21 protein-coding genes are annotated in these 21,838 nt (G+C 39.7%); 13 read left to right on the forward strand and 8 right to left on the reverse strand.

The genetic code is table 11. The features are described from left to right. Positions 1 to 1,890, forward strand: coding sequence for a TonB-dependent receptor plug domain-containing protein (locus AQ505_RS19715; protein ID WP_082461648.1), 1,890 nt, complete (start codon positions 1 to 3; stop codon positions 1,888 to 1,890). Here AQ505_RS19715 and AQ505_RS19720 read toward each other — a convergent pair. Continuing rightward, the gene (locus AQ505_RS19720) at positions 1,887 to 3,218 is read right to left on the reverse strand and encodes a MutS-related protein (protein WP_062549760.1); all 1,332 of its coding nucleotides are present in this window, start codon (positions 3,216 to 3,218) and stop codon (positions 1,887 to 1,889) included. The genes AQ505_RS19715 and AQ505_RS19720 overlap by 4 nt on opposite strands. 242 nt (positions 3,219 to 3,460) lie before the next feature. Here AQ505_RS19720 and AQ505_RS19725 point away from each other — a divergent pair, with 242 nt between their 5' ends. Next, positions 3,461 to 4,441 (forward strand): hypothetical protein, encoded by a 981-nt coding sequence (locus tag AQ505_RS19725; RefSeq protein WP_062549761.1) that lies wholly within the window; start codon positions 3,461 to 3,463, stop codon positions 4,439 to 4,441. 64 nt (positions 4,442 to 4,505) lie between these two features. Here the strand turns inward: AQ505_RS19725 and AQ505_RS19730 are convergent, their stop codons facing one another. Further along, the gene (locus tag AQ505_RS19730; RefSeq protein ID WP_062549762.1) at positions 4,506 to 5,087 is read right to left on the reverse strand and encodes a tRNA-(ms[2]io[6]A)-hydroxylase; all 582 of its coding nucleotides are present in this window, start codon (positions 5,085 to 5,087) and stop codon (positions 4,506 to 4,508) included. An 89-nt stretch (positions 5,088 to 5,176) separates the two neighbouring features. Here AQ505_RS19730 and AQ505_RS19735 point away from each other — a divergent pair, with 89 nt between their 5' ends. Next, on the forward strand, positions 5,177 to 6,421 hold the full coding sequence (locus AQ505_RS19735; protein WP_062549763.1) for a glycosyltransferase: 1,245 nt from the start codon (positions 5,177 to 5,179) through the stop codon (positions 6,419 to 6,421). Between the two features lie 11 nt (positions 6,422 to 6,432). Here the strand turns inward: AQ505_RS19735 and AQ505_RS19740 are convergent, their stop codons facing one another. The 6 genes from AQ505_RS19740 to AQ505_RS19765 all read right to left on the reverse strand — a co-directional run bounded on the left by AQ505_RS19740 (position 6,433) and on the right by AQ505_RS19765 (position 13,257). Then, on the reverse strand, positions 6,433 to 8,328 hold the full coding sequence (locus AQ505_RS19740; RefSeq protein WP_062549764.1) for an ATP-binding protein: 1,896 nt from the start codon (positions 8,326 to 8,328) through the stop codon (positions 6,433 to 6,435). A gap of 111 nt (positions 8,329 to 8,439) precedes the next feature. Beyond that, positions 8,440 to 9,000, reverse strand: a complete 561-nt coding sequence (locus AQ505_RS19745; protein ID WP_062549765.1) for an alpha/beta hydrolase — start codon at positions 8,998 to 9,000, stop codon at positions 8,440 to 8,442. 56 nt (positions 9,001 to 9,056) lie between these two features. Beyond that, entirely contained in the window at positions 9,057 to 10,499 is a 1,443-nt protein-coding gene (locus AQ505_RS19750) for an amino acid permease (RefSeq protein WP_062549766.1), read from the reverse strand. A 93-nt stretch (positions 10,500 to 10,592) separates the two neighbouring features. Then, positions 10,593 to 11,030 (reverse strand): META domain-containing protein, encoded by a 438-nt coding sequence (locus AQ505_RS19755; protein ID WP_197286234.1) that lies wholly within the window; start codon positions 11,028 to 11,030, stop codon positions 10,593 to 10,595. A gap of 185 nt (positions 11,031 to 11,215) precedes the next feature. Beyond that, a complete protein-coding gene (locus AQ505_RS19760; protein ID WP_062549768.1) occupies positions 11,216 to 12,136 on the reverse strand; it encodes a molybdate ABC transporter substrate-binding protein in 921 nt (306 codons plus the stop codon). Between the two features lie 23 nt (positions 12,137 to 12,159). After that, positions 12,160 to 13,257 (reverse strand): c-type cytochrome, encoded by a 1,098-nt coding sequence (locus AQ505_RS19765; RefSeq protein ID WP_197286235.1) that lies wholly within the window; start codon positions 13,255 to 13,257, stop codon positions 12,160 to 12,162. A 214-nt stretch (positions 13,258 to 13,471) separates the two neighbouring features. On the opposite strand from AQ505_RS19765, the gene AQ505_RS19770 reads away from it, so the two are divergent. The 10 genes from AQ505_RS19770 (at position 13,472) to AQ505_RS19815 (ending at position 21,828) form a co-directional block, all read left to right on the forward strand. Then, the gene (locus tag AQ505_RS19770; RefSeq protein WP_062549769.1) at positions 13,472 to 13,819 is read left to right on the forward strand and encodes a hypothetical protein; all 348 of its coding nucleotides are present in this window, start codon (positions 13,472 to 13,474) and stop codon (positions 13,817 to 13,819) included. A gap of 18 nt (positions 13,820 to 13,837) precedes the next feature. Continuing rightward, positions 13,838 to 14,314 (forward strand): tetratricopeptide repeat protein, encoded by a 477-nt coding sequence (locus AQ505_RS19775; protein WP_062549770.1) that lies wholly within the window; start codon positions 13,838 to 13,840, stop codon positions 14,312 to 14,314. A gap of 176 nt (positions 14,315 to 14,490) precedes the next feature. Further along, positions 14,491 to 15,678, forward strand: coding sequence for a sensor histidine kinase (locus AQ505_RS19780; protein ID WP_062549771.1), 1,188 nt, complete (start codon positions 14,491 to 14,493; stop codon positions 15,676 to 15,678). An 11-nt stretch (positions 15,679 to 15,689) separates the two neighbouring features. Continuing rightward, positions 15,690 to 16,130, forward strand: a complete 441-nt coding sequence (locus AQ505_RS19785; protein ID WP_062549772.1) for a response regulator — start codon at positions 15,690 to 15,692, stop codon at positions 16,128 to 16,130. Continuing rightward, positions 16,130 to 17,659 carry a sensor histidine kinase gene (locus AQ505_RS19790; RefSeq protein ID WP_062549773.1) on the forward strand — a complete coding sequence of 510 codons (1,530 nt, stop codon included), beginning with the start codon at positions 16,130 to 16,132 and terminating at the stop codon, positions 17,657 to 17,659. The genes AQ505_RS19785 and AQ505_RS19790 overlap by 1 nt, the downstream gene beginning before the upstream one ends. A 176-nt stretch (positions 17,660 to 17,835) precedes the next feature. Further along, entirely contained in the window at positions 17,836 to 18,579 is a 744-nt protein-coding gene (locus AQ505_RS19795; RefSeq protein WP_062549774.1) for a ParA family protein, read from the forward strand. A 4-nt stretch (positions 18,580 to 18,583) separates the two neighbouring features. Continuing rightward, positions 18,584 to 18,844 carry a hypothetical protein gene (locus tag AQ505_RS19800; RefSeq protein ID WP_062549775.1) on the forward strand — a complete coding sequence of 87 codons (261 nt, stop codon included), beginning with the start codon at positions 18,584 to 18,586 and terminating at the stop codon, positions 18,842 to 18,844. A 167-nt stretch (positions 18,845 to 19,011) separates the two neighbouring features. Then, a complete protein-coding gene (locus tag AQ505_RS19805) occupies positions 19,012 to 19,791 on the forward strand; it encodes a hypothetical protein (RefSeq protein ID WP_062549776.1) in 780 nt (259 codons plus the stop codon). A 167-nt stretch (positions 19,792 to 19,958) separates the two neighbouring features. Further along, positions 19,959 to 20,894 carry a hypothetical protein gene (locus AQ505_RS19810; protein WP_062551127.1) on the forward strand — a complete coding sequence of 312 codons (936 nt, stop codon included), beginning with the start codon at positions 19,959 to 19,961 and terminating at the stop codon, positions 20,892 to 20,894. A gap of 58 nt (positions 20,895 to 20,952) precedes the next feature. Continuing rightward, the gene (locus tag AQ505_RS19815) at positions 20,953 to 21,828 is read left to right on the forward strand and encodes an ATP-grasp domain-containing protein (protein ID WP_062549777.1); all 876 of its coding nucleotides are present in this window, start codon (positions 20,953 to 20,955) and stop codon (positions 21,826 to 21,828) included. The last annotated feature ends 10 nt before the right edge of the window (positions 21,829 to 21,838 follow it).

A 21,838-nucleotide genomic window follows, 5' to 3' on the forward strand; every position in this document is an offset into this window, starting at 1 on the left:
ATGCTTTTTAAAAATTCCGTGTATTTTATGGCCCTGATGGGTTCCAGCATAACTTTAAATGCACAAACAGCCAAACCTTTGGCTGACACCACAAAATTAAATGAAGTCATGGTGCAAGAAAACCGACTTCAACTTCCTTTTTCGAAACAAAATAGAAACATCTGGATCATTGACCGGGAAAAGATCAAGAGCTTACCGGCCAGATCAGTTAGTGAATTACTTAGCTATGTAACTGGTATTGATGTTCGTCAACGCGGTCCTGGCGGTACTCAGGCAGACATCAGTATCGATGGTGGTACCTTTGATGAAACATTGGTTTTACTCAATGGCGTTAAAATTACTGATCCGCAGACAGGTCACAATATGATGAATCTCCCCATTACTATGGATGATATTGACCATATTGAAGTCCTGCGTGGCTCTGCATCCAGAGTTTACGGCATCAACGCATTAACCGGAGCGATAAATATTGTAACCCGCAGTCCGCAGAAGACCGGCATTTCAGCCAATGTGTTTGCTGGAAGTAGTTTCAAACAGAAAGATGGTGCTGGCGGTATTTACTTAAACAATGGCCAGCATCTGAGTGGCACCCTCACTTTAGATCAATCCAGTCATTTATTCTCCATCGGACGGGAATCAGGCAATGGATACCGTTACAATACTGCTTTCAATAACCAGAAACTATATTATCAGGGAAAAATCAAAGTGGGAAAAGAAGACCAGCTGGAGGTGATGGCTGGATATACCTACAATAAATTCGGTGCAAATGGATTCTATGCTGCACCAAATGATAAAGAATCAGAAGAAACCGTAAAAACAGCGATTGCTTCTCTGGCTTATACTACAAAAATCACAGCGCAGTGGACCATGGTTCCAAGGATCAGTTACCGTAATAACGTGGATAATTACCTGTTTAACAAGGTAACATTAGCTTACCCTCCTAATCATCACGTAAGCAATGTCCTGGATGCAGAATTAAACAATACGATACAAACGGGCTTCGGTACCTTCGGAGTAGGTCTGGAAACCAGGACAGAATATATTAAGAGCAGCAGTCTCGGCAAGAGAAACCGCAGCAATTCCGGTTTTTTTGGAGAATATAAATTTGAACCTTTCGATCGTTTATCAGTTAATGTTGGCGCCTATACCAATTACAATTCTGACTATGGATGGCAAGCTTTTCCTGGCCTGGACATTGGCTACAATATTTACGGAAACTGGCGGTTATATGGCAATCTAGGTACTGGGCAGCGTTTGCCAACCTACACCGACCTTTATTATAAAGGACAAACCAATATCGGGAATGACCAATTACGTCCTGAAAAGTCAAAATATGCCGAAGCTGGACTTAAGTTCAATAACGCGCATTTCACCGCAAATGCGAGTTATTTTACGCGCCGGATCAATGATTTTATTGATTGGGCAAAGGAAAAAATAACCGATCCTTATCAGCCACAAAACTATGGCCAGGTGAATACTACAGGATTGACTTTAAGTGGAGATTATCGCTGGACTGCCCCTTCCGGCAGCACTGGCATCCTGAACGGCTTCCGACTGGGCGCTGCTTACACCTATCTGGATCCAACAATTAAAACTACAATTTCTACTGCCAACATCTCCAGATATGCCTTAAGAAGTTTGAAGAATCAATTGAACGGTACTTTAACGACTTCTTTCTGCCAGGTAATGGATTTAACAATTGCGGCCCGTTATCAAGACCGTATTACTTATAAAGATTACACGGTGATCGATGCAAAACTGGCCTACAAGCAATCTCATTACAATATTTATGTGGATGCAGGCAACCTGTTTAATGCACAATTTATTGAAGCGGAAGCCATTCCAATGCCAGGATCCTGGTACACTTTAGGCTTTAAGCTGAATTATTAGGCTTTTGAGGAAACAGCACGGATCATATCCACAATTCCTTCTTTTTGGATGATGTACATCCCTAAACGTTCTTCAGAAACCCCTGCTTTGAGCCGGTATGTAAATACCGGCTTTTCTCCTTCAAAAAAGGTATCCAGGTATTTGAAAGTAATATGATTTAGTGGCTTGAGCGCAGCTGCAAGCTCTACCAGATGTGTAGAGATAAAAAATACCGAATTACGGATGGCCGTCAGTTCTGAAATGATCAGGAACGAAGCATCATAAGCATCTCTTACATTTGTTCCTCTAAAAAGTTCGTCAAAAACGATAAACATTCGGTTATTTTCCAGGAGTGCCGTTGCAGCTTCTTTTACCCGTTTTACTTCAGAATAATAATGGCTGAGGCCTTGTCCGAGCTGATCTGGTAGGTTAATTGTGGTCAATAGACCATTAAAAACAGCTGTTTTCATTGAACTTGCAGGAACTGGAAAGCCTATATGCGCCAGGTAAACAGCCAATCCCAACGACTTTAACAGGGATGATTTACCTGCCATATTAGATCCGGTAAGAAAAACCATGTTTTCAGCTTGATTCAAAAAAATATCATTTTTAACGGGCTGATCAAAGGAAGGATGGAAGAAACCAACGAGCCCCATCTCCAGATTTTCACTCTCTGAATATTCAGGAAAGCAGAATTGTCTTTTTCTGGCCACTGTAGCAATGGCTTCATAAGCGTCCAGTTCATAAATCAGCTGTAACAAATGGAGGAGTACCGTTTGCGATGTCCCACGAAAGCTATGGTCTAACTTACTCACCTGATAAAACTTAAGCTTTTTTTCCTGAAGCCCCATAGCAGCCTTTAAAGGCTCCATATTCAATATCCTTTCGATCTCTTCCAGTTTATTCTTCAAATATTCCGGCACTATTGTCAAGTCCTGTTCAGCTATAAAACGGGAAAGATATTTCAAAGTACTGATCAGAAACTCTAACCCTTTAATTACGATATAATAGTCGTTGGTAGACTTATTCCCTACGAAATCCACCAAAGCATCCAGCATATTATTTCTGGAAAGTACTTTATTGAATTTCAGGTAATAGCTGATCAAGTCTAATTGTTCGCTTTTAACCTCCATCTGGAGCTTATAGTCATGAAAATATTTGATCGTAGATTGACGCCCATTCAGTAAATGAATATCAGAAGATGGCCTTTCCATCATTTCCTGAATTTTCTCCTTCCCTCCTAATGTTCTCGTTGATTTAAAAAAACTGAATATAGATTCGTCAACCGATGCATCGTTAAATACATTCAGGTCCCTAAAAGTTTGACGATCCATTTTAAAATTAGTCATAGTTTATTTTATAGACTTAATAAAGGAGGCAAAAGCCATTTTCTTTTCACAAACCCCTTGAATACAATCAGACTCCGAACTCAATATAGCAACAATGTCTAGTTTAATCCTTTCTGGTACTCATTTAATTAATCTTCCGAAATTAGCTTACATAAATAAATTGATGTACTATATTCGTTATCAGATTGCATCTACCTTCTATATTAATATAAACGCCTTAAACCAAAGAATCAATCAACAACATGGAAGAAAAGATTACCAGAAGCAAAGCATCCTGGCCAATAAAAGCAGTTATTATCATTATTTTATTCATTGGTGCTGGTTATTGGGCTTTAGAAAGTGGCAGATTTGATGCAGAAGCGAACAACTTAATTTCAATCGATACCCTAAAAAAGAAAGCGATGGTCAGCAGCCCTGATGACCACCGCGAGTTTAATTATACCCCTGAAAAACCAGTAAATGGGGAGTACAAAGGCGTGGTGGAAGTAGGCGCTTCAGGTTTCAATTCCTTCATTGTGAACATAGACAAAGAGAAACGCTGGGAAATTGTTTCTAAAGATTTCGGAAAATCATTTGTTTATGAGGGGATGGCCAGCACCACCGACATCAGAATGGGATTAAAAGATTATATAGGAGGTATGTTTGATAAGGGACTGAAATCAAAAAACATCCATTTTGTAATCAGTTCTGGTGCGCAAAAAGAGCCTAAAACTGCAGTCATCTCTTCAGAATTAAAAAACATGGGCTATGTCGTAAACCTGGTGACACCAGAAGAAGAAGGAAAATTAGCCTTAAAATGTGTATTGCCAGACTCTTATGCCAACACCTCATTTGTAGTAGATATTGGTTCTGGAAACACTAAAATATGCTGGAAAGACAATACTGTACATTTTGAAGAAGCTCCGGGTGCAAAATATTATGAAAAGGACATTACCGATCAGGTCGTTTACGATAAAGTAAAACAGGCGGCTCAAAAAATACCTGATGCCCGGCGTAAAGTATGCTTTATTATTGGCGGAGTACCTTTTGAACTAGCCAATCAAGGCCGGAAGGGACAGGAAAGATATACGGTATTAAAGGATCCTGGAAAATATAAAACAGATAAAATCAAGATCAAAAGTGGCGTAAACATCTATCAGGGAATTAAAGATGCGACCAACTGCAATACTTTTGTATTCGATTGGGATTCCAATTTCACTATTGGATTTTTATTATCGATTTAGTCTTCAGCTAAAAAGCAGTTCCATTAAAATTTTGGAACTGCTTTTTAGTTATACTGCTTAAATATTAGCCGTGTATCGCTTCTTTATTGCCATAACTTTGGATCAGTTCGCCTTCAAAGGCTAACCATTCTTTCCACCTCGCATCCACATCTACATCAATGGTATATTTACGGGCAAAATTTAAAAAAGTCGTATAGTGACCAGCTTCTGATACCATAAGATCATGATAAAACTTCGCCAGTTCAGGGTCTTTGATGTTTTGTGACAGCACGCGGAAACGCTCGCAGCTCCTTGCTTCAATCATTGCGGCAAATAAAAGTCTGTCAATAAAAGCATTATTTCTACTGCCATCTCTACGGCTAAATTTCACTAATCGGCCCACGTAATCATCTTTACGCTCTCTTCCGAGAGTATATCCGCGTTTATTGATAATTTCGATCACCATTTGAAAATGCTGCATTTCTTCAATCGCAATGGCGGTGAGTTCTTCTACCAAATCCATGTGCTCAGAATTATTAGTAATTAAAGTAATCGCATTTGTTGCGGCTTTTTGTTCGCACCAGGCATGATCCGTTAGTATTTCTTCTAAATTCGATTCTGCAATATTAGCCCAACGGGGGTCTGTTAATAATTTTAGTCCAAGCATGAGGGTATAAATAAAATTCTCTGCCCCAAAATTAGGAATAATCGCAGGCTTTGCAGTAAAAACATCTATTTTGCGACAATTTTAAAGAAATGAGCGAAAAGAAAACATTAATTATCGGTTTAGTATGGCCAGAGCCATGCTCATCAGCAGCAGGAACAAGAATGCTTCAGCTGATTGATTTCTTTATTGCTGAGGGTCAACAGGTGATTTTTGCTTGCGCAGCAGCTAAAACCGTATATAGTTTTGACCTGCCAGGAAAAGGCGTTACCGAACTGGTTATTGAATTAAATGATGATGTTTTTAATGGATTGATTCGGGAAATTTCTCCCGATATCGTACTTTTCGACCGCTTCGTAGTGGAAGAACAATATGGCTGGCGGGTACAGCAGGAATGTCCTGATGCAATTAGAATCCTGGATACGGAAGACCTTCATTGTTTGCGCCATGCGCGGCAACAGGCTATAAAAAGCGGAGAGCCTTTCCAAATCAGTGATTTATTTACGGATATGGCGAAAAGAGAAATCGCTGCTATTCTGCGATGCGACCTTTCTTTGATCATTTCCGAACTGGAAATGAAAATCTTAAAGGAAACTTTTCATATCGATCCTTCTTTAATTTACTACCTCCCATTTTTAGAAGAAACATTGGAAGAAAAAGACCTTAAGCACTGGCCATCTTTTGAAGAAAGAGCAGGATTTGTGTTTATTGGCAATTACTTACATGAACCGAATTGGCATACCCTGCAAACCTTAAAAACAGCAATATGGCCATTGCTTCGGAAAAAATTACCGGGCATAGCCCTGCATATTTATGGGGCTTACAGCAATCAGAAAGTGATGCAGCTCCACAATGAAAAAGAGAAATTTCTGGTTAATGGCCGTGCTGAAGATGCTAAGACAGCGATTGCTCAGCATAAAGTACTGCTCGCACCGATTCAATTTGGCGCTGGCTTGAAAGGGAAATTCATAGATGCCATGTTAACGGGTACACCAAATGTGACGAGTACCATTGGTGCGGAAGCCATGGCTGGCGATTTAAACTGGAATGGGCTCATCGCCGATGATCCTGAGCTTTTCATAACCGCAGCAGTTACTTTATATCAAATGAAAGATAAATGGCTGCAAGCGCAACAAAATGGTATCAATCTCTTAAATAATCGCTATGCTAAATCGGCATTTTTACCGGCTTTTAGAATAACCTTGGAAAACTTAACTGCTCAGCTAAAAACTCATCGCCAGCATAATTTCTTTGGCCAGATCCTGCAATACCACAATGCCAGCAGCACTAAATACATGTCTTTATGGATTACTGAAAAGAAACGGCATCGCCCTTAAAACACGTATGACTAAGAGATGGGCAATTCAAAAATCATCCTGGTTCCCTCGCCGAATTCACTTTCTGCCCAGATTTTTCCGTTGTGACTTTTCACAATCTCTGCGCATAAATACAGTCCAATTCCAAAGCCAGCAATATTTTTAGTATCCGCAGTTTCAAATCGCTGAAATCTGGTAAACAAATATGGAAGATCCGTTTCCCGAATCCCCATCCCACGGTCCGTTATCGAAATCTGGGCATTGGATTCATTTTTGCGGCAGTCCAGCCGAATATCTTTATGGTGTAAGGAATACTTAGCCGCATTGCTCAGGAGATTGGTCAGCACCTGGCCTATTTTATCCCGATCTCCGGTTAGCCACAATTCCTCAGTCCCGTCAAAAGCAATCACATGAGGATTGATGATTGCTTTCACCTCCTCTATCACCTCAAGAATCAATTTATTGAATTCGAATGGTGATTTTTCCAATACAATTCCCCCCGCTTCCAGTCTGGAAATATTCAAAAAACTATTGATCATACTGACCATCTTATTCACCTGATTATCTGCTTTTTCTAAGATTTCAACGGCCAGGAGGTCTTTCTCCTTCTTCCCTGTTCTTTTCAACAATTGAACATACGCTTTCAGGGAGGTCAATGGTGTTTTCAATTCATGGCTCACCATGGCTATGAAATCATTTTTAAGCTCTTCTTCCCTTTTTTGACGGGTGTTATCGAGCACCGTTCCAATAAATCTGCCTGGCAGTCCCTGGTCATTGAAAAACAATTTACCCTTTGCACGAACCCAGCGCATTTGTTCGTTGATCAGATTTACTGTACGAAATTCCACGTCATAATCCCCATTTTTCAATGGCCTTTTAAAAGCATTCCTCATGAGTTTAACCAGTCTGGTTTTATCTTCTTCATGCAAGGCCATCATAAAATCCCTTGCCTGATCATACACATCCCCAGCTTCTATTCCAAAGATTTCCTGACACCGCAAATCACACTTCAACAGGCCATGTTCGACATCCATATCAAACACCCCCAAATCTGCAGCTTCAATGGCCAACCGACTTCTTTGCTGCTCCTGCATTAATTCAACCCTGCCTTTCACCTCTTCTGTAACTTCTGAAGCCATAATAATCACTCCGCAAACACAGTCGGAAGTATCTCTAAGGGGATGGTAAACCATGTTGAAATAAGCTTCCTGTAAGGAACCCTCCCTTGCAAGCAGCATTTTTATGTCTTCATTATAATGCGATCGACCGGTGCAGTAGGTCTGACTGATCAGGCTGAGGACTTCTAATTTAATAGCCCGGGGAAGTACTTCTGACATCTTTTTACCGATGATTTCCTCCGATTTCCCCCATACTTCGAGCATGAGTGCATTGGCTAGTTCTACTTTCAAATCACGCCCTTTCAGCATCGCAATGGCCACTGGCGCATGGGCAAAAAATTCACGAAGGTGTTTATTGGTCCAGTCTTCCACCTCCATCTCAATCCTTTCCTTTCTAACCAGATCATAGGTAGAGGTGACATCTACATTAGTATGGACAATATAGGCTACATTTCCCTGATCATCAAGCACTGGAAAATTAGTTACCATCCAGTATTTCACTTCAAATTGGTCTGTTCCCCTAATCGGAATATCATATTTGAGAATGCTGAGTACCTGCTGTTCTTTAGTTTCCAGCACACGGAGCAGACTGTTATAAAACAGTTCCGCATTCTTAGTACTGCTGTCCTTAGGGTTCTGCGGAAAAGCAGTCAGAATGGGCCGACCCAGCAGATCTTTAATCCTGCTTGAGGTTACTTTAAGATAAGCATCGTTGGCTTCTACGATAGTAAAATACGGCGGGTCCGGCTTCAAAACTAAAATTGGAGGTCCCGCTTTATAAAATGCGTCGAAGTTAATATTTGGTTTCAAAAGAGATGGCGTAAGAATGGATATAAGGATGCTCAAAAGTATAAAAACCTATGGTCTTAAGGGAGAAAGCATGGTTTCACATTCTAATGTGAAACCATAAATTATATGATTTTACAACTTGTTTAGCTTTTTAAGGCATTCCAGAGAACGGCTGAGTGCAAGTCTACCTTCTTTGCTATCCAGATTGAACTGGTACTCATGAGGTAAAGAAGGCTGATGATTGCTTTTAAAGAAAAGTGTATCAACAGGAACTTTCAAAAGCTTTAATTTTCTGGCCAATGCTACTGATTGTGGAAGCAGTGGATCTTCGTTTCCAGCGGAAATAAAAGTTGCAGGATAGTCTTTTGTGATATAATTGATTAGCGATGCAGTTTTGAATACGGCTGCGTCTAAGTTTTTCTTACCGCTATATGCCCATAAAATAGTATTTAAGAAGCCACTAAAGTCTCCTGCCAAATTCACTAAACTGGTATCAAAAGGTCCACAATATAATATTAATCCGGACAATTGCTGTGGATGGATTGCCGGCTTGATCTGTATTAATTCTGAGTATTTACCATTGTAAATGAGATGTGCAGATTGAGCAGCAATATGTGCACCATCGGAATCCCCGGCAAGAATGAAGCGATTGGTCCTACCCAGATCCGCATTTTTTTGAAGTTCATGAAGCAAATTCTAAATCCAGTATTTGACCAGAAAGTCTGGTCAATATACAGAAAAATAGCGTTTTAACTTTTAGCTTGCTTCAATTTCCTCCTATTGACCAATACGTAGCAGATATATAAAAGAAGAATCCAGGCAGGAATCAACTCTACTGAAAGTTTCATTCCAGTGATCCACATGATCACTAAAATCCCCAGTAAAAACACCAGACAGATATAGTTAGACAAAGGGTAGATAAAAGAAGGAAACTTTGTTTTCACCTGTGCTGCATCCTTGGACTTCCTGAATTTCAAGTGAGTAATACTGATCATCAACCAATTGATAATCAAAGAAGACACCACTAGTGACATCAATATTTCCAAAGCTTTTTCTGGAATCAGTTTATTGATGACAATACAAATAGCGGCGAAAAGACTGGAAACCAGAATCGCTTTAATTGGTACGTGATTTTTGTTCAATTTCGATAAGAAAGCAGGCGCATTTCCTTGTTCGGCAAGGCCGAAAAGCATTCGGCTGTTGCTATATACACAACTATTGTATACAGAGAGCGCTGCCGTAAGTACGATCATGTTCAACACATTGGCAATGATACTGGTAAAATATATGGTTTTCCCAAAGGCATGAATTTCAAAGCCTTTCAGGCTTTCAAACACCATCACGAAAGGACTGCTATCCGTGGTAATATTCTTCCATGGCGATAAGGAGAACAAAATAACCAATGCCCCTACATAGAAAATCAAGATCCGATAGATCACCTGGTTTGTTGCTTTTGGGATCGTTTTCTCCGGATTTTCAGCTTCTGCAGCGGTAATTCCGATGAGCTCCAATCCGCCGAAAGAGAACATGATCAGCGCAATTGCGGCAAATAGACCTTGAAAGCCTCCTTTTCCATCTGCACTGAACCAACCCTTAGCAAAGAAACCGCCGTCATTCCATAAGTTTTGTACACTGGCTTGTGCTCCGCCGCTGCCGCTTAAAAGTAAATAAGCGCCAAAAGCGATCATGGCAATGATGGCAACCACCTTTATGATGGAAAACCAGAACTCTACTTCCCCGTATACTTTTACTGAGGTCAGGTTCAAGGCATTAATCACGATGAAAAAGAATAGACTGGAAGTCCACAATGGGATTTCTGGCCACCAGAAATGCACATAAATCCCAATGGCTGTCAATTCAGACATGCTCACTAAAATATAGAGTGCCCAATAATTCCAACCGGAGGCAAATCCAGCAAAGGAACCCCAATACTTAAAAGCAAAGTGGCTGAAACTTCCTGACACAGGTTCTTCTACCACCATTTCGCCCAATTGGCGCATGATAAAGAAGGCGATAATCCCTGCCAGGGCATAACCTAAAATTACGGATGGACCTGCTAAAACTGCAGCAGAACCGATACCTAGAAATAAACCGGTTCCTATAGCACCGCCAAGGGCGATGAGTTGGATATGTCTGTTTTGTAAACCCCTTTGTAGCTTCTGCTCCTCAGGCTTTTCTTCTACTTGCTTCAATCTTTATGTTATTGCGCTAATGATAAATGAATATAAGTTGCACAAAAGTGTGAACTTATATTCATTTGAACGATTAAAAGCCTAAAAAATTTACTATTTTTTTGTGAACTTCATTGCCGGAACATCACCCATCATTAGGGTAAGTGTGTTACCATCTACGGTATAAGCATCTACTTTTTTAAGCATCTCCAGGAATCTCATTTCCCCTTCACCTTCACAATGTTTCATTGTCATTGGTCCTGATAAATCAACTTTAAATTTGCTGCCATTTACCACTAATTTCGAACCAAACGAATTACAGCTGGTATTTCCACTAAGCTCATTAAGCGCCGCATTGATATTGATATTCGGTTTTGATTCTGGATATAAACCATTAAAGGCGATTCTTACCCCTGTAATGTAATTTAACTCCCAGTTGCCGCTTAATTTTGAAGCTGCAGCATTTAGCTCTGTGTTTTGACCTTTGTTCATCATTTTACAAGATGTTAAAGCGGATAAAGAGATCAAGATAGCGAAGATTGCCTTTTTCATAATTTTTCTTTTTTTACTAAACAACCTAATTTCCATTAAGTTCTAAAGGTTTGTACAACCGTTGAAACGGCGTTTATTTCTAATGACAAATTAAGCAAAGATCCGGCCATTTAAATGCTAAAACCGCGTTTTCAGGCAATTTTCAGCCTACTTGATAAATCGTACCACTGAATTATTAACTCATATTACGGCAGATCAAAGCCAAATTTCTTATATATAGCGCCAGCTTCTTCGCCTACCAGAAATTCCATAAAGTCCTTTGCTGCTTCTGGATGCGGAGCATTTTTTAGCTGACCGGCAATATATTGAGAGCGGATATTTTCAGTTTCCGGAACTTCGATCATTTCTACCGGATGTCCCAGCATTTTCTGATAATAAACTTCAGTATACCATACCGGAGCAGCATCGCTCTGGTCATAAAGAATGCGCATTGGCGATTGTCGGTGATGGATCTGTGTAAGATAAGTACTTTTATCTGCCACTTTACTTTCCATAACAGTCTGTTTTAGCGCCTCACCTCCTGCTTTCACATAGGCTTCTTCAATTCTTTTTCCTATTCCTTCAAAATCCGGATTGGGCATACTGATTCTTAAATCTTTTCTGCCCAGGTCTTGTAGCCCTTTTACTTTTTTAGGATTTCCTTTTTGCACCATAATGGCCAATCTATTTTTAGCATAGACTTGTGTTTTACTAAACCATTCCGGAGTTTGTTCGATTCTGCTTTTTCCGGCAGTATACACATCAGGTTTTAAGGTAATCCTCATATTTCCAATCACAATACTGCCACTGGCAATTTGCTTGGCTAAAATACCTGGAGGAAGTGTTTCCGCGAAGACCCTTTGATATTGGGGATACTTTTTCTTAAAGGCACCAATCAATTCGTCAATGCACATAAACTGATTCCCTGCAAAGAACACCACCAATTGAGGGTCATTAATATCACCGAAAAGATCAGGAACATTATCTATTCCAGGAACGGTAAACTGTACTTTGCTTTCCGGCGGGGTATTCCATGGCGGATCAAAGCGATGTTCCTGAGCATTAACTTCGGAGGAAAGGGCAAATAGGCCGATTGCGCCACAAAATAGCTGATTTAAAATTTTCATATAGGTTAAAATGATCTAGGTTATTAATGATTAGAGGCGATATCTTTCAATGCCATCACGATTGGAGGAAAAGGTCCGTATTTATGCTGCTGCTCAGTAAAGCCATCCAGATAAGGACCATAAGGCGCATCAATAGGTTTTTTACTGCGATCTGGATAATCTTCTTTTTGTTCTTTATGAGGTCTGGGCTGAGTATTGACAAATGCAGCTACGTCCCAGGATTCTTCATCTGTTAATTGTGCATCTGGATAAGTCACGCCATAAGGCATATTATTTTTCACGAAACCTGCAAAATTGCTCAATCTGTACATACCTGCACCATCGTTATAACTCTGCGGTCCCCAGAGCGGTGGGTATACAAAGGCCAGCTGGTCTGCTGATTTAATTCCTTCGCCATGCTGTCCGTGGCAGCTTAGGCATTTATTCTGGTACACGATCAGGCCTTTTTCTGGATCTGCAGCTCTATCCATATAGTTCAATTTTTCCGTGCCCGAACCAAATGCTTTTTTTCCTTTTTCTTGTTCCGATCCTACCCATTGCATGTAAGCGAGCATAGCCTTTACTTCTTTTCCTGATAAATCAGGAACTTTTCCATTTAAGCTCCGCTGAAAACAATCGGCAATACGTTCGGTGGCTTCAGCCATTTTACCTGAGCGTGCACTCTTTTTGGGATAGCTGGCAAAAAATATCGAATAGTTATTACCAAAAGTTTTCGTTCCTGCTTCCAGGTGACAATTCTGACAGTTCATTCCATTGCTGATTCTGGCCACAGAACCATTTGGTCCAAAATACTTAGCGGTATTCTTCACCAGTTCCCTTCCATAACGGATCATTTGACCATACTCATCGGCAGGAATAGTGCTGTCCTCTGGTGATTTCCAGGCATCAGCAGGAATGGCCTTCGCTTGCTTTATAGTCTTTGTATTTACATTTCGGCTAATGCCCTGATCTGGTCCTGCAGCAGCACTTTCTTGAGTTGAGGTCGAAGGTGCATCTTTAAAATAGTAGGCGCTGATCCCAATTAAACTGGCTAAAATAAACAACAACGAAACTAACACGACGGATTTCGCGGTATAAATAAGGGTTTGCCGGCTTTGGTCAGGTTTAGTTTCTTCGCTCAAAATATTTGGTTTGGTACCCAAAAATGCTATTAATAATGAGGATGACAAAAATATATAAAGTTATCAGTCATAACTAAAGGTTATAATATAGAGAAAGAGATCCGCCCGCTAAAAAAATTGATTCCGGCTATTTTGTCATCAGTTTACAGATTAAAGGCTGCCAGCTCATGAATTCCTATTTTATTATCCTAATTTTGCGCCCAAAGAACGGATTATGGAATCAAGCGAATTAAGAATAGGAAATTATACATTAGATCACGGCCATCCTGAGCAAATCCCTTATGGATCTGATATTGACTCAGCCGGATTAATGGAGCCTATTAAATTAACGGTAGATTGGTTGATTAAATTTGGCTTTGAAAAATTCGTTTTTGAATATGAAGAAGGCGATGAGATCACTTATGTACTAGAGAAAAAAAATGGCCATCAGTTTGTTTTAAGTGATGACTTTCAGCCTATGGATGGTGAAATCGCCATGCTGGACTATAAATTACTATACGTACACCAGTTACAAAACCTTTATTTCTGTTTAACAGCTGAAGAATTGGTCTTAAAAGCATAATCTTATTATAAGCTTTACATGAAATCATTCCGAAACCTATTGAGCATCCTCCTCCTATCGGCCATTACTTTATTTAGTGCATCTTGTAACTCAAACAGCGCTTATGAAGATTGGAAAGTGCGTGCTAAAACGGACATGAGGTTAATGCCTAAATACGGTGGCCTGGTAAAATCACAAAAGTACTTAGAGATAGACCATCAGTTTATAAAAGAGGCAACGGAACAATTTGGCACAAAAGAACGTGCCTCTTATGTTTATTCCAGATGGGGAATGGAATATGCAAAAAAAGGTGATCCTAAAACAGCAATGTACCGTTTAAATCAAGCCTGGTTACTCAATTCAAAAAATGCGGAAGCTTACCATGGATTTGGCTATGTAATGGCAGGATTAGGTGCCTTCAAAGAAGCGCTGAATGAATATAATGAAGGGCTCAAATTTACGCCGGAAAATGAGCAGATGAAAATAGAACGTGCCGCTATTCAGCAAAAGCTTTAAATAACTCATCTTTCTACTATCGTTATACGATTGTTATAAGGATTTGTCCCTGATTATCATCAGGTCCCACTTTAATGTGTTAGCTTTATAAAATACAAAGAACAGCTAAATTCTTCCTTTAGCCTAATTCTTTTCTTCTTTCCATTATTTTCAACCACTACCCTTTTAATACGGACATGAAAAAAGACGATTCCGATGAATTGATGATTGCCAATAGAAAGATTGCTTTTCAACATCAGGAAAAAGAAAACCGGGCAGCAGAGTTAATCATCGCCAATAAAGAACTTCTTTTTCAAAATGAAGAGCGTGAAAACCGTGCTGCAGAGCTCGCAATTGCCAATAAAGAACTCATCTTTCAAAATGAAGAGAAGGAGAAAAGAGCCGCAGAACTAGTGATTGCGAACAGGGAACTGATTTTTCAAAATGAAGAAAAAGAAAACCGTGCGGCAGAATTAGTCATTGCCAATAAAGAGCTTGCTTTTCAAAACGAAGAAAAAGAAAACCGTGCGGCTGAACTGGTCATCGCCAATAAAGAGCTTGCTTTTCAGAATGAAGAAAAAGAAAAAAGAGCGGAAGAATTAGTTATTGCCAATAGGGAGCTTAAAAATGCAGAGGATGAAGTTCGTCAGCTCAATGACGAATTGGAACAAAAAGTAGCAGAACGTACTGCACAACTGGAATATGTTAATAAAGAACTAGAGTCCTTCTCCTATTCCGTATCTCATGATTTACGTGCACCAATCAGGGCAATTAATGGCTATACTAAAATTTTAGTAGAAGACTATGAGTCGGTCATAGATGAAGATGGGCTAAAGATCCTGCAATCCATCATTAACAATTCTAAAAAAATGGGTGTATTGATCGATGATTTGCTGGCCTTCTCAAAATTAGGAAGAAAACAAGTTACAGTTTCAAAAATAGATATGCTCGATCTTGTCCACCAGGTAAAGGAAGAGGTATTATTGGAGCAGCATAAAAACATGCCTGAATTTAACATCACAGCATTGCCAAATGCTAAAGGCGATAAATCACTGATTAAACAAGTTTGGATAAACCTGATTTCCAATGCCATTAAATACTCGCGGCACAAAGAAAAGACAACAATAGAAATTGGTGCTTACGAGGAAGAAGACCATATCGTATACTTTGTAAAGGATGGTGGTGCTGGTTTTGACATGCAATACTATGATAAACTCTTCGGGGTTTTTCAGCGATTACACTCCCAGGAAGAGTTTGAAGGTACTGGTATCGGCCTTGCTATTGTCCATAGGATTGTGCAAAGACATGAAGGAAAAGTTTGGGCGGAGTCAATATTAGACGAAGGATCTTGCTTTTATTTCAGCTTACTCCACATAAACCATTAATACTAAAAGAGATGAACTATCATAACATAGAAATTTTATTTGTAGAAGACAGTGCTGACGATGCCGCATTGACCATTCGCGCACTAAAAAAAGGTGGTGTGACCAATAAATTACATCATGTGATCAATGGTGCTGAAGCACTTGACTTTCTATACTGCAGAGGGGAATTTTCTTCCAGAAGCGATCAGGAGTTTCCTAAATTAATCCTATTGGATTTAAAAATGCCTAAGATATCAGGAGTACAGGTCCTGGAAAAGATTAAATCAGATCCAAAGCTAAAGTCTATTCCAGTAGTGATGCTGACCTCCTCTAATGAAGGTCCGGATATTGAAAAGTGTTTTTCATTGGGGGCAAACAGTTATATCGTGAAGCCTGTAGATAGTGATAACTTTTTCAAAACAGTCAAAGAGATTGGTTTATACTGGATGGTATTGAGCCAGCCGGCACATTAATGGCCACAATCCTTAGAATACTCATTGTTGAAGACAATGAAAGCGATGCTGACTTACTATTGCGTGAGCTGAAAAAATCTGAGCTGAGTTTTACATCAGCAGTGATTCAAACACGTGCAGAATTTGAAAAAGCGCTCGATAATTTTAGTCCTGACCTGATATTATCAGACTATTCGCTTCCATCATTTGATGCGGAAAGTGCTTTTCACATTAAACAGGAACACCATTCAGAAATCCCATTTATCATTGTATCAGGTATCATTGGAGAGGAAAATGCCGTTAAACTGATTAAAGCTGGTGTGACTGATTATGTATCAAAAAACAGTCTTTTCACCTTATCTACTAAAATCAACAGGGCCTTAAATGACAGTCAGATCAGGAAGGAAAAGTTGCTGGCGGATGAAAAGTTAAAACAGATTAATGAGGAACTTTCATTGCTAAATCAGGAGCTGGAAGACCGCGTGATCAAGCGCACCAGAGCTTTGGCTGAAAGTGAACGTCGTTTCCGAAGCATGATGGAGACCATTCCACAACTTGCCTGGACAAATACAATCAAAGGAGAAGTGGTATTTTACAACCAGCGATGCTCAGATTACACAGGTTTAGATCGCAAAATAAACCGAATGATCGCATTTAAATCGGTGATCCATGAGGAAGACCTCCATGCGGCCATTGACCAATTCCGCTCGATCCTAAACAACGATGAAGGCGGTGAGTTTCAAATTCGTATCAAACGCGTCGATGAGCTTTATAGATGGCACCTGATTCGTTTAATGCCCGTTAAAGATCAAACTGGCCAATTGGAGCTTTGGGTGGGAACTGCCACAGACATTCAGGAACTTCGCTTATTACAGCAGCATAAAGATGACTTTATCATCATTGCCAGTCATGAACTTAAAACTCCCATCACCAGCTTAAAGGCATCTTTGCAACTTCTAGATCGGATAAAAGACAACCCACCGGCTACTGGCATGCTGGCTAAACTGGTTGTTCAAGCCAATAAAAGTTTAGGAAAAGTCAATGCGCTGATTGAAGACCTATTGAACTCCAGCAGGGCCAATCAGGGACAGCTTCACATCAATCAGGAGAATTTTGTATTGTCCAGTATCATTAAAGACTCTTACCATGATTTAACCACTGATGGAGTTTACTCCATTAAAACAGAAGGTGATCTGGATATCGCCGTATATGCCGATGCGATTCGGGTGGAGCAGATTGTAATCAACTTCCTCAATAATGCGATAAAATATGCGAGCCAGTCTAAAGAGATCAGGATTCGTATTGAGAAGAAAAATGATATGGCTAAAGTCTCTGTCATTGACCGGGGTCCAGGGATACCACCAGAAAAATTGCGTTACATATTTGACCGCTATTATCGTGCAGATAATTCTGGCAATCAGTATACCGGATTAGGCCTCGGCCTATATATTTGTGCAGAAATCATCAAACAGCACAATGGACAAATCGGCGTAGAAAGTGTATTGGATGAAGGCAGTAATTTCTGGTTTACCATACCAATGGCCAATTAAACAATAGCCAGATATCTAGACATCTTCAGACACACCCATATTTCTGAAAATTATCAGCCTCAAAATCAGCCCATAAAGCGCTTAAATGAAAATTACTGGTGAATAATCAACATTAAGATATCTCCACATCAATATATCTTAGTATCATTGCGTATTCGTATAAAGGATATATAGACATGAAGATTATAGCTGTTATAAATCATAAAGGTGGTACAGGAAAAACAACTTCTACCTTAAATATTGGCGCCGGTTTAGCTCGTGCGAAAAAGAGAACATTACTAATTGATATTGACCCGCAATCTAACTTAACAGAAGGTTTAGGATTCAGAGATGTGAAGGTGTCGATTTATGACAGTATCAAAAGTGACACCCCTCTTCCTATAGAAAACATTTCAGAATATTTAGACATTGTCCCTTCCTCACTGGATTTATTAGGTGCAGAGATTGAACTGGTTTCCAGATTGGGCAGAGAAACTATTGTAAAAAGATTGCTGAAAGCAGTTGATGGAAAATACGACTATGTTTTGATCGATTGTGCGCCTGCTTTAGGCATGTTAACAGTAAACGCATTGGTTGCGGCAGATACTGTATTGATCCCATTAGAAGCAGAATACTTTGCCTATAGAGGTATTGACCGCCTGGTTTCCATTATTTCAGATGTCCGCACACATTACAATGAAAACCTGACGATCGGTGGTGTATTTATTACCAAAATAAACCCGAGAAGGGTGATCACCGAGCAAATCACAGACAGTATCAAAAAATATTTCAGTGATAAGCTATTTGATACTTCCATCAGGGTAAACGTAGCCTTGATAGAAGCACAGCTGAAAGGCGTAGATGTATTTGAATATGCACCGCTATCGAATGGTGCAGTTGATTACGAAAACCTTACGGAAGAAATTTTAGTTAAATTATAAGATTATGGCAAAGAAAAATCTGGGTGGCATAGAGGATAACAATAAAAACTTAGGCGGTGTATCCGCATTGTTCAATTCTCCTTCAAAAGAGACGGCCCCTGTAAAAGGAGAAAAGCAAGCTCCGCTAACGGACGACGAAACCGTCACTTATCCATTAAGACTTAAAAAAAGTGCTTTAAAAGCGTTGAAAATCCTGGGCGCACAGCAAGGAATAACCGTTAAAGACCTGATCTTAAAAGTGGTGGAAAAAGAATACAATTTATAAAATTAAGAATAGCCTCAGCTTATGATATGTTTATAATCAATCATGACATCTAGGTATCTTAATGTCAAAGTAACTGCTGGATAACGTCTACAATGTATTTTGTTTCTTACAAATAGATTTTTGGGTTGTAATTTGTGTTAACCACATACACACAAATGTAAACTGTTATGAAAAAATTACTCTTAAGCGTGATGGCATGCTATGCCCTGAGCGCTGGTGCCCAAGAGGTGCCCGACAACAAAAACTATCTATACCTCTATTCTGATTCCATCATTTACGCTAATAGAATTCAGCTGAGGCCTGATTTCTCGGGCTATTGGCAGCTGAGAGTAGATTCCCGCCGAATTCCGGTGGATCAGGTAAAGTTTTTCAACAATGAAGATGGCTTCTTTGCGAACACAAAAAAGCTGAATTTTGCCAGAATCAGTCAATTTTCTGAAAGGATTATTGAAGGAAAAATCAACCTTTACCAGGAAAGACCCTATGATCCATTCAGCTATGACGGAAGTTATAGACATGGCTATGGATACAGACCAGGTCGATATCCGGCAGTAGACATGTCTATGTATTACAACAAAGGTTATACTGACCTCAAAAAGGTAAACTACAACAACCTGAAGTATGATATGGCTGACAATCCGGAGAGCATGAAATTTCTAAATAAGTATAGAAAAAGCGCCAGCCGCAGTAAAATCATGTACGTCACTGCAGGCGCATCAATTATTGCTGGTTTTGTTTCTTTTCTGGCTACAGGAACTGGTCATAACGATAGGCCATCTGGCTTTGGTTTTGATAACGGTCCCAGCCTAAAAAGTCCAAGTTACACCGCCAGTTATGTATTAATGGGCGTTGGTTTCGGCATGGCAGTGGGCGGATACGCAGTACAATCTGCTGGTGCAGGAAACATTGAAAATGCGGTAGATGCCTATAATAGGGAATTAAGGTGATCCATTATAAAATAATGAGTAGCGAGCGAGTTGCTTAATTTCAATGCCCCCATTAATTATTTAAAATTTTTGGGGGCATTTTTTTTTAAAGTAACCTGGTTAAAAAATCTCATTAAAAAGGAATTACCTTGATCACAATTCAGGAAAAACCTCCTACTTTTAGCGTAATGAAAAGTACAGCCCCCATCATTCTTTTTGTATACAACCGTTTATCGCACACGCAGCAGGTGATTGCCGCTTTAAAAGAGAATCTGTTATCAAAAGATTCTGAATTATATATTTATTCCGATGCTGCAAAAAATGAGGATGCACTGGATAATGTGAACGAACTTAGAGCTTATTTACCTGGCATAACCGGATTTAAAGACCTTCATATCCGCCTGCGAGATCAAAATCTTGGAGTAGATGAAAATGTGATTTTGGGAGTAACCGAAGTCATCCATCAGCATGGTAAGGCCATAGTACTGGAAGATGATTTGGTGACCTCTCCCTGGTTCTTAAAATACATGAATGATGCTCTTGATTATTATGAAAATAAGGAAGAAGTAATTTCCATACATGGTTATGTCTACCCTATTCAGCGAGGATTAAAAGAAGTTTTCTTTTTAAAAGGAGCGGATTGCTGGGGTTGGGCCACCTGGAAAAGAGGATGGGATTTATTTGAACCAGATGGAAAAATATTGCTGGATCAAATGCAGGCCAGGAATCTTCAGAAAGAATTTGATTTTGACAATACTGCCCCCTATTTCAAGGCATTGGAAGAGCAAGCAATGGGCAAAACTAAAGTTTGGGATATCAGATGGTATGCTGCTGCTTTTTTAGCAGGAAAATTAACACTCTACCCTGGCCAGTCAATGGTGGCTAATATTGGTCATGACGCAACTGGGGAGCATTGCGGAGCCAGTACAAATTTTGATGTGGTCCTTGCCCAATCCCCTGTGTCGGTGGAAACAGAGGTTGTCCCAGACCCAGCAGCCTTTCTCGCATTTTCAGATTTTTTAAAAAAGCTATCGGCTGATCAAACTAGACCACCAAAAGGAATCCTGTCCAGATCTTTTAAAAAGCTGAAAGACACCACTAAAAAACTGTTCAAAGTGATTTAATTATTCTTTAATATCCATTACCTATTCATTGCATTTTTATGCGCCAAATATTTACATCATGAAAATTGCTTACGTTTCTTACCATATTCAGGAAATATATACCTCCACTACAGAAGATGAAGAGTTCACACTCTTAAATTTCCTTTTAGATAAAGGCCTATCCATTGAGCGCGTCATCTGGAATGACCCCTTGGTTAAATGGGAAAATTATCAGCTTGCTATTCTTAAATCACCATGGGATTATACAGAACACCTAACTGATTTTCAGAACTGGCTGCATCAGCTCGAATCTTTAGGCATTCAGCTATTGAATCCTTATGAACGTGTGAGATGGAACATGGACAAGCATTACCTCAAAGAAATTACGGACTCCGGCTTGCCAGTGATCCCTTCATCCTATCTTGAAAAAGGCAGTGTGCTGACTGATTTACAAGCCTTACTCAGCTCGTTTAATGTCGATAAACTGATTATTAAACCTTGTGTCAGTGCCGGAGCCAGGAATACATTTATCCTTAACGCAGCAAACTTTTCCGAAAAACAGGAACTCATCAACAGTCTGCTCCAGCAGGAAGCTTTTATAGTTCAGCCTTTTATGAAAGAAGTTTTTGAAGGTGAGTGGTCTTTTCTATTCTTTAACGGAAAATACAGTCATTGCCTTTTAAAAGTACCTAAAGATGGAGAATTCAGGGTCCAGCATTACTATGGCGGCAGCGTTAATGCCGCACAAACCGCAGACAAATACATTCCCGAAGCCCAGGCTTATGTAACTCAATTTGCGGAAGGATGCCTTTATGCCAGAGTCGATGGTCTCATCGTGAACGATCAATTAAACCTCATGGAACTGGAACTTATTGAACCTTATCTTTTCCTAAGTACACAACCTGAATCTTTTATAAATTATTATCAGGCTTTATCAGCTCATCTTCGGGATTAAGCTCAGGAAA

It is taken from the genome of Pedobacter sp. PACM 27299, assembly GCF_001412655.1.
Lineage (GTDB): Bacteria > Bacteroidota > Bacteroidia > Sphingobacteriales > Sphingobacteriaceae > Pedobacter.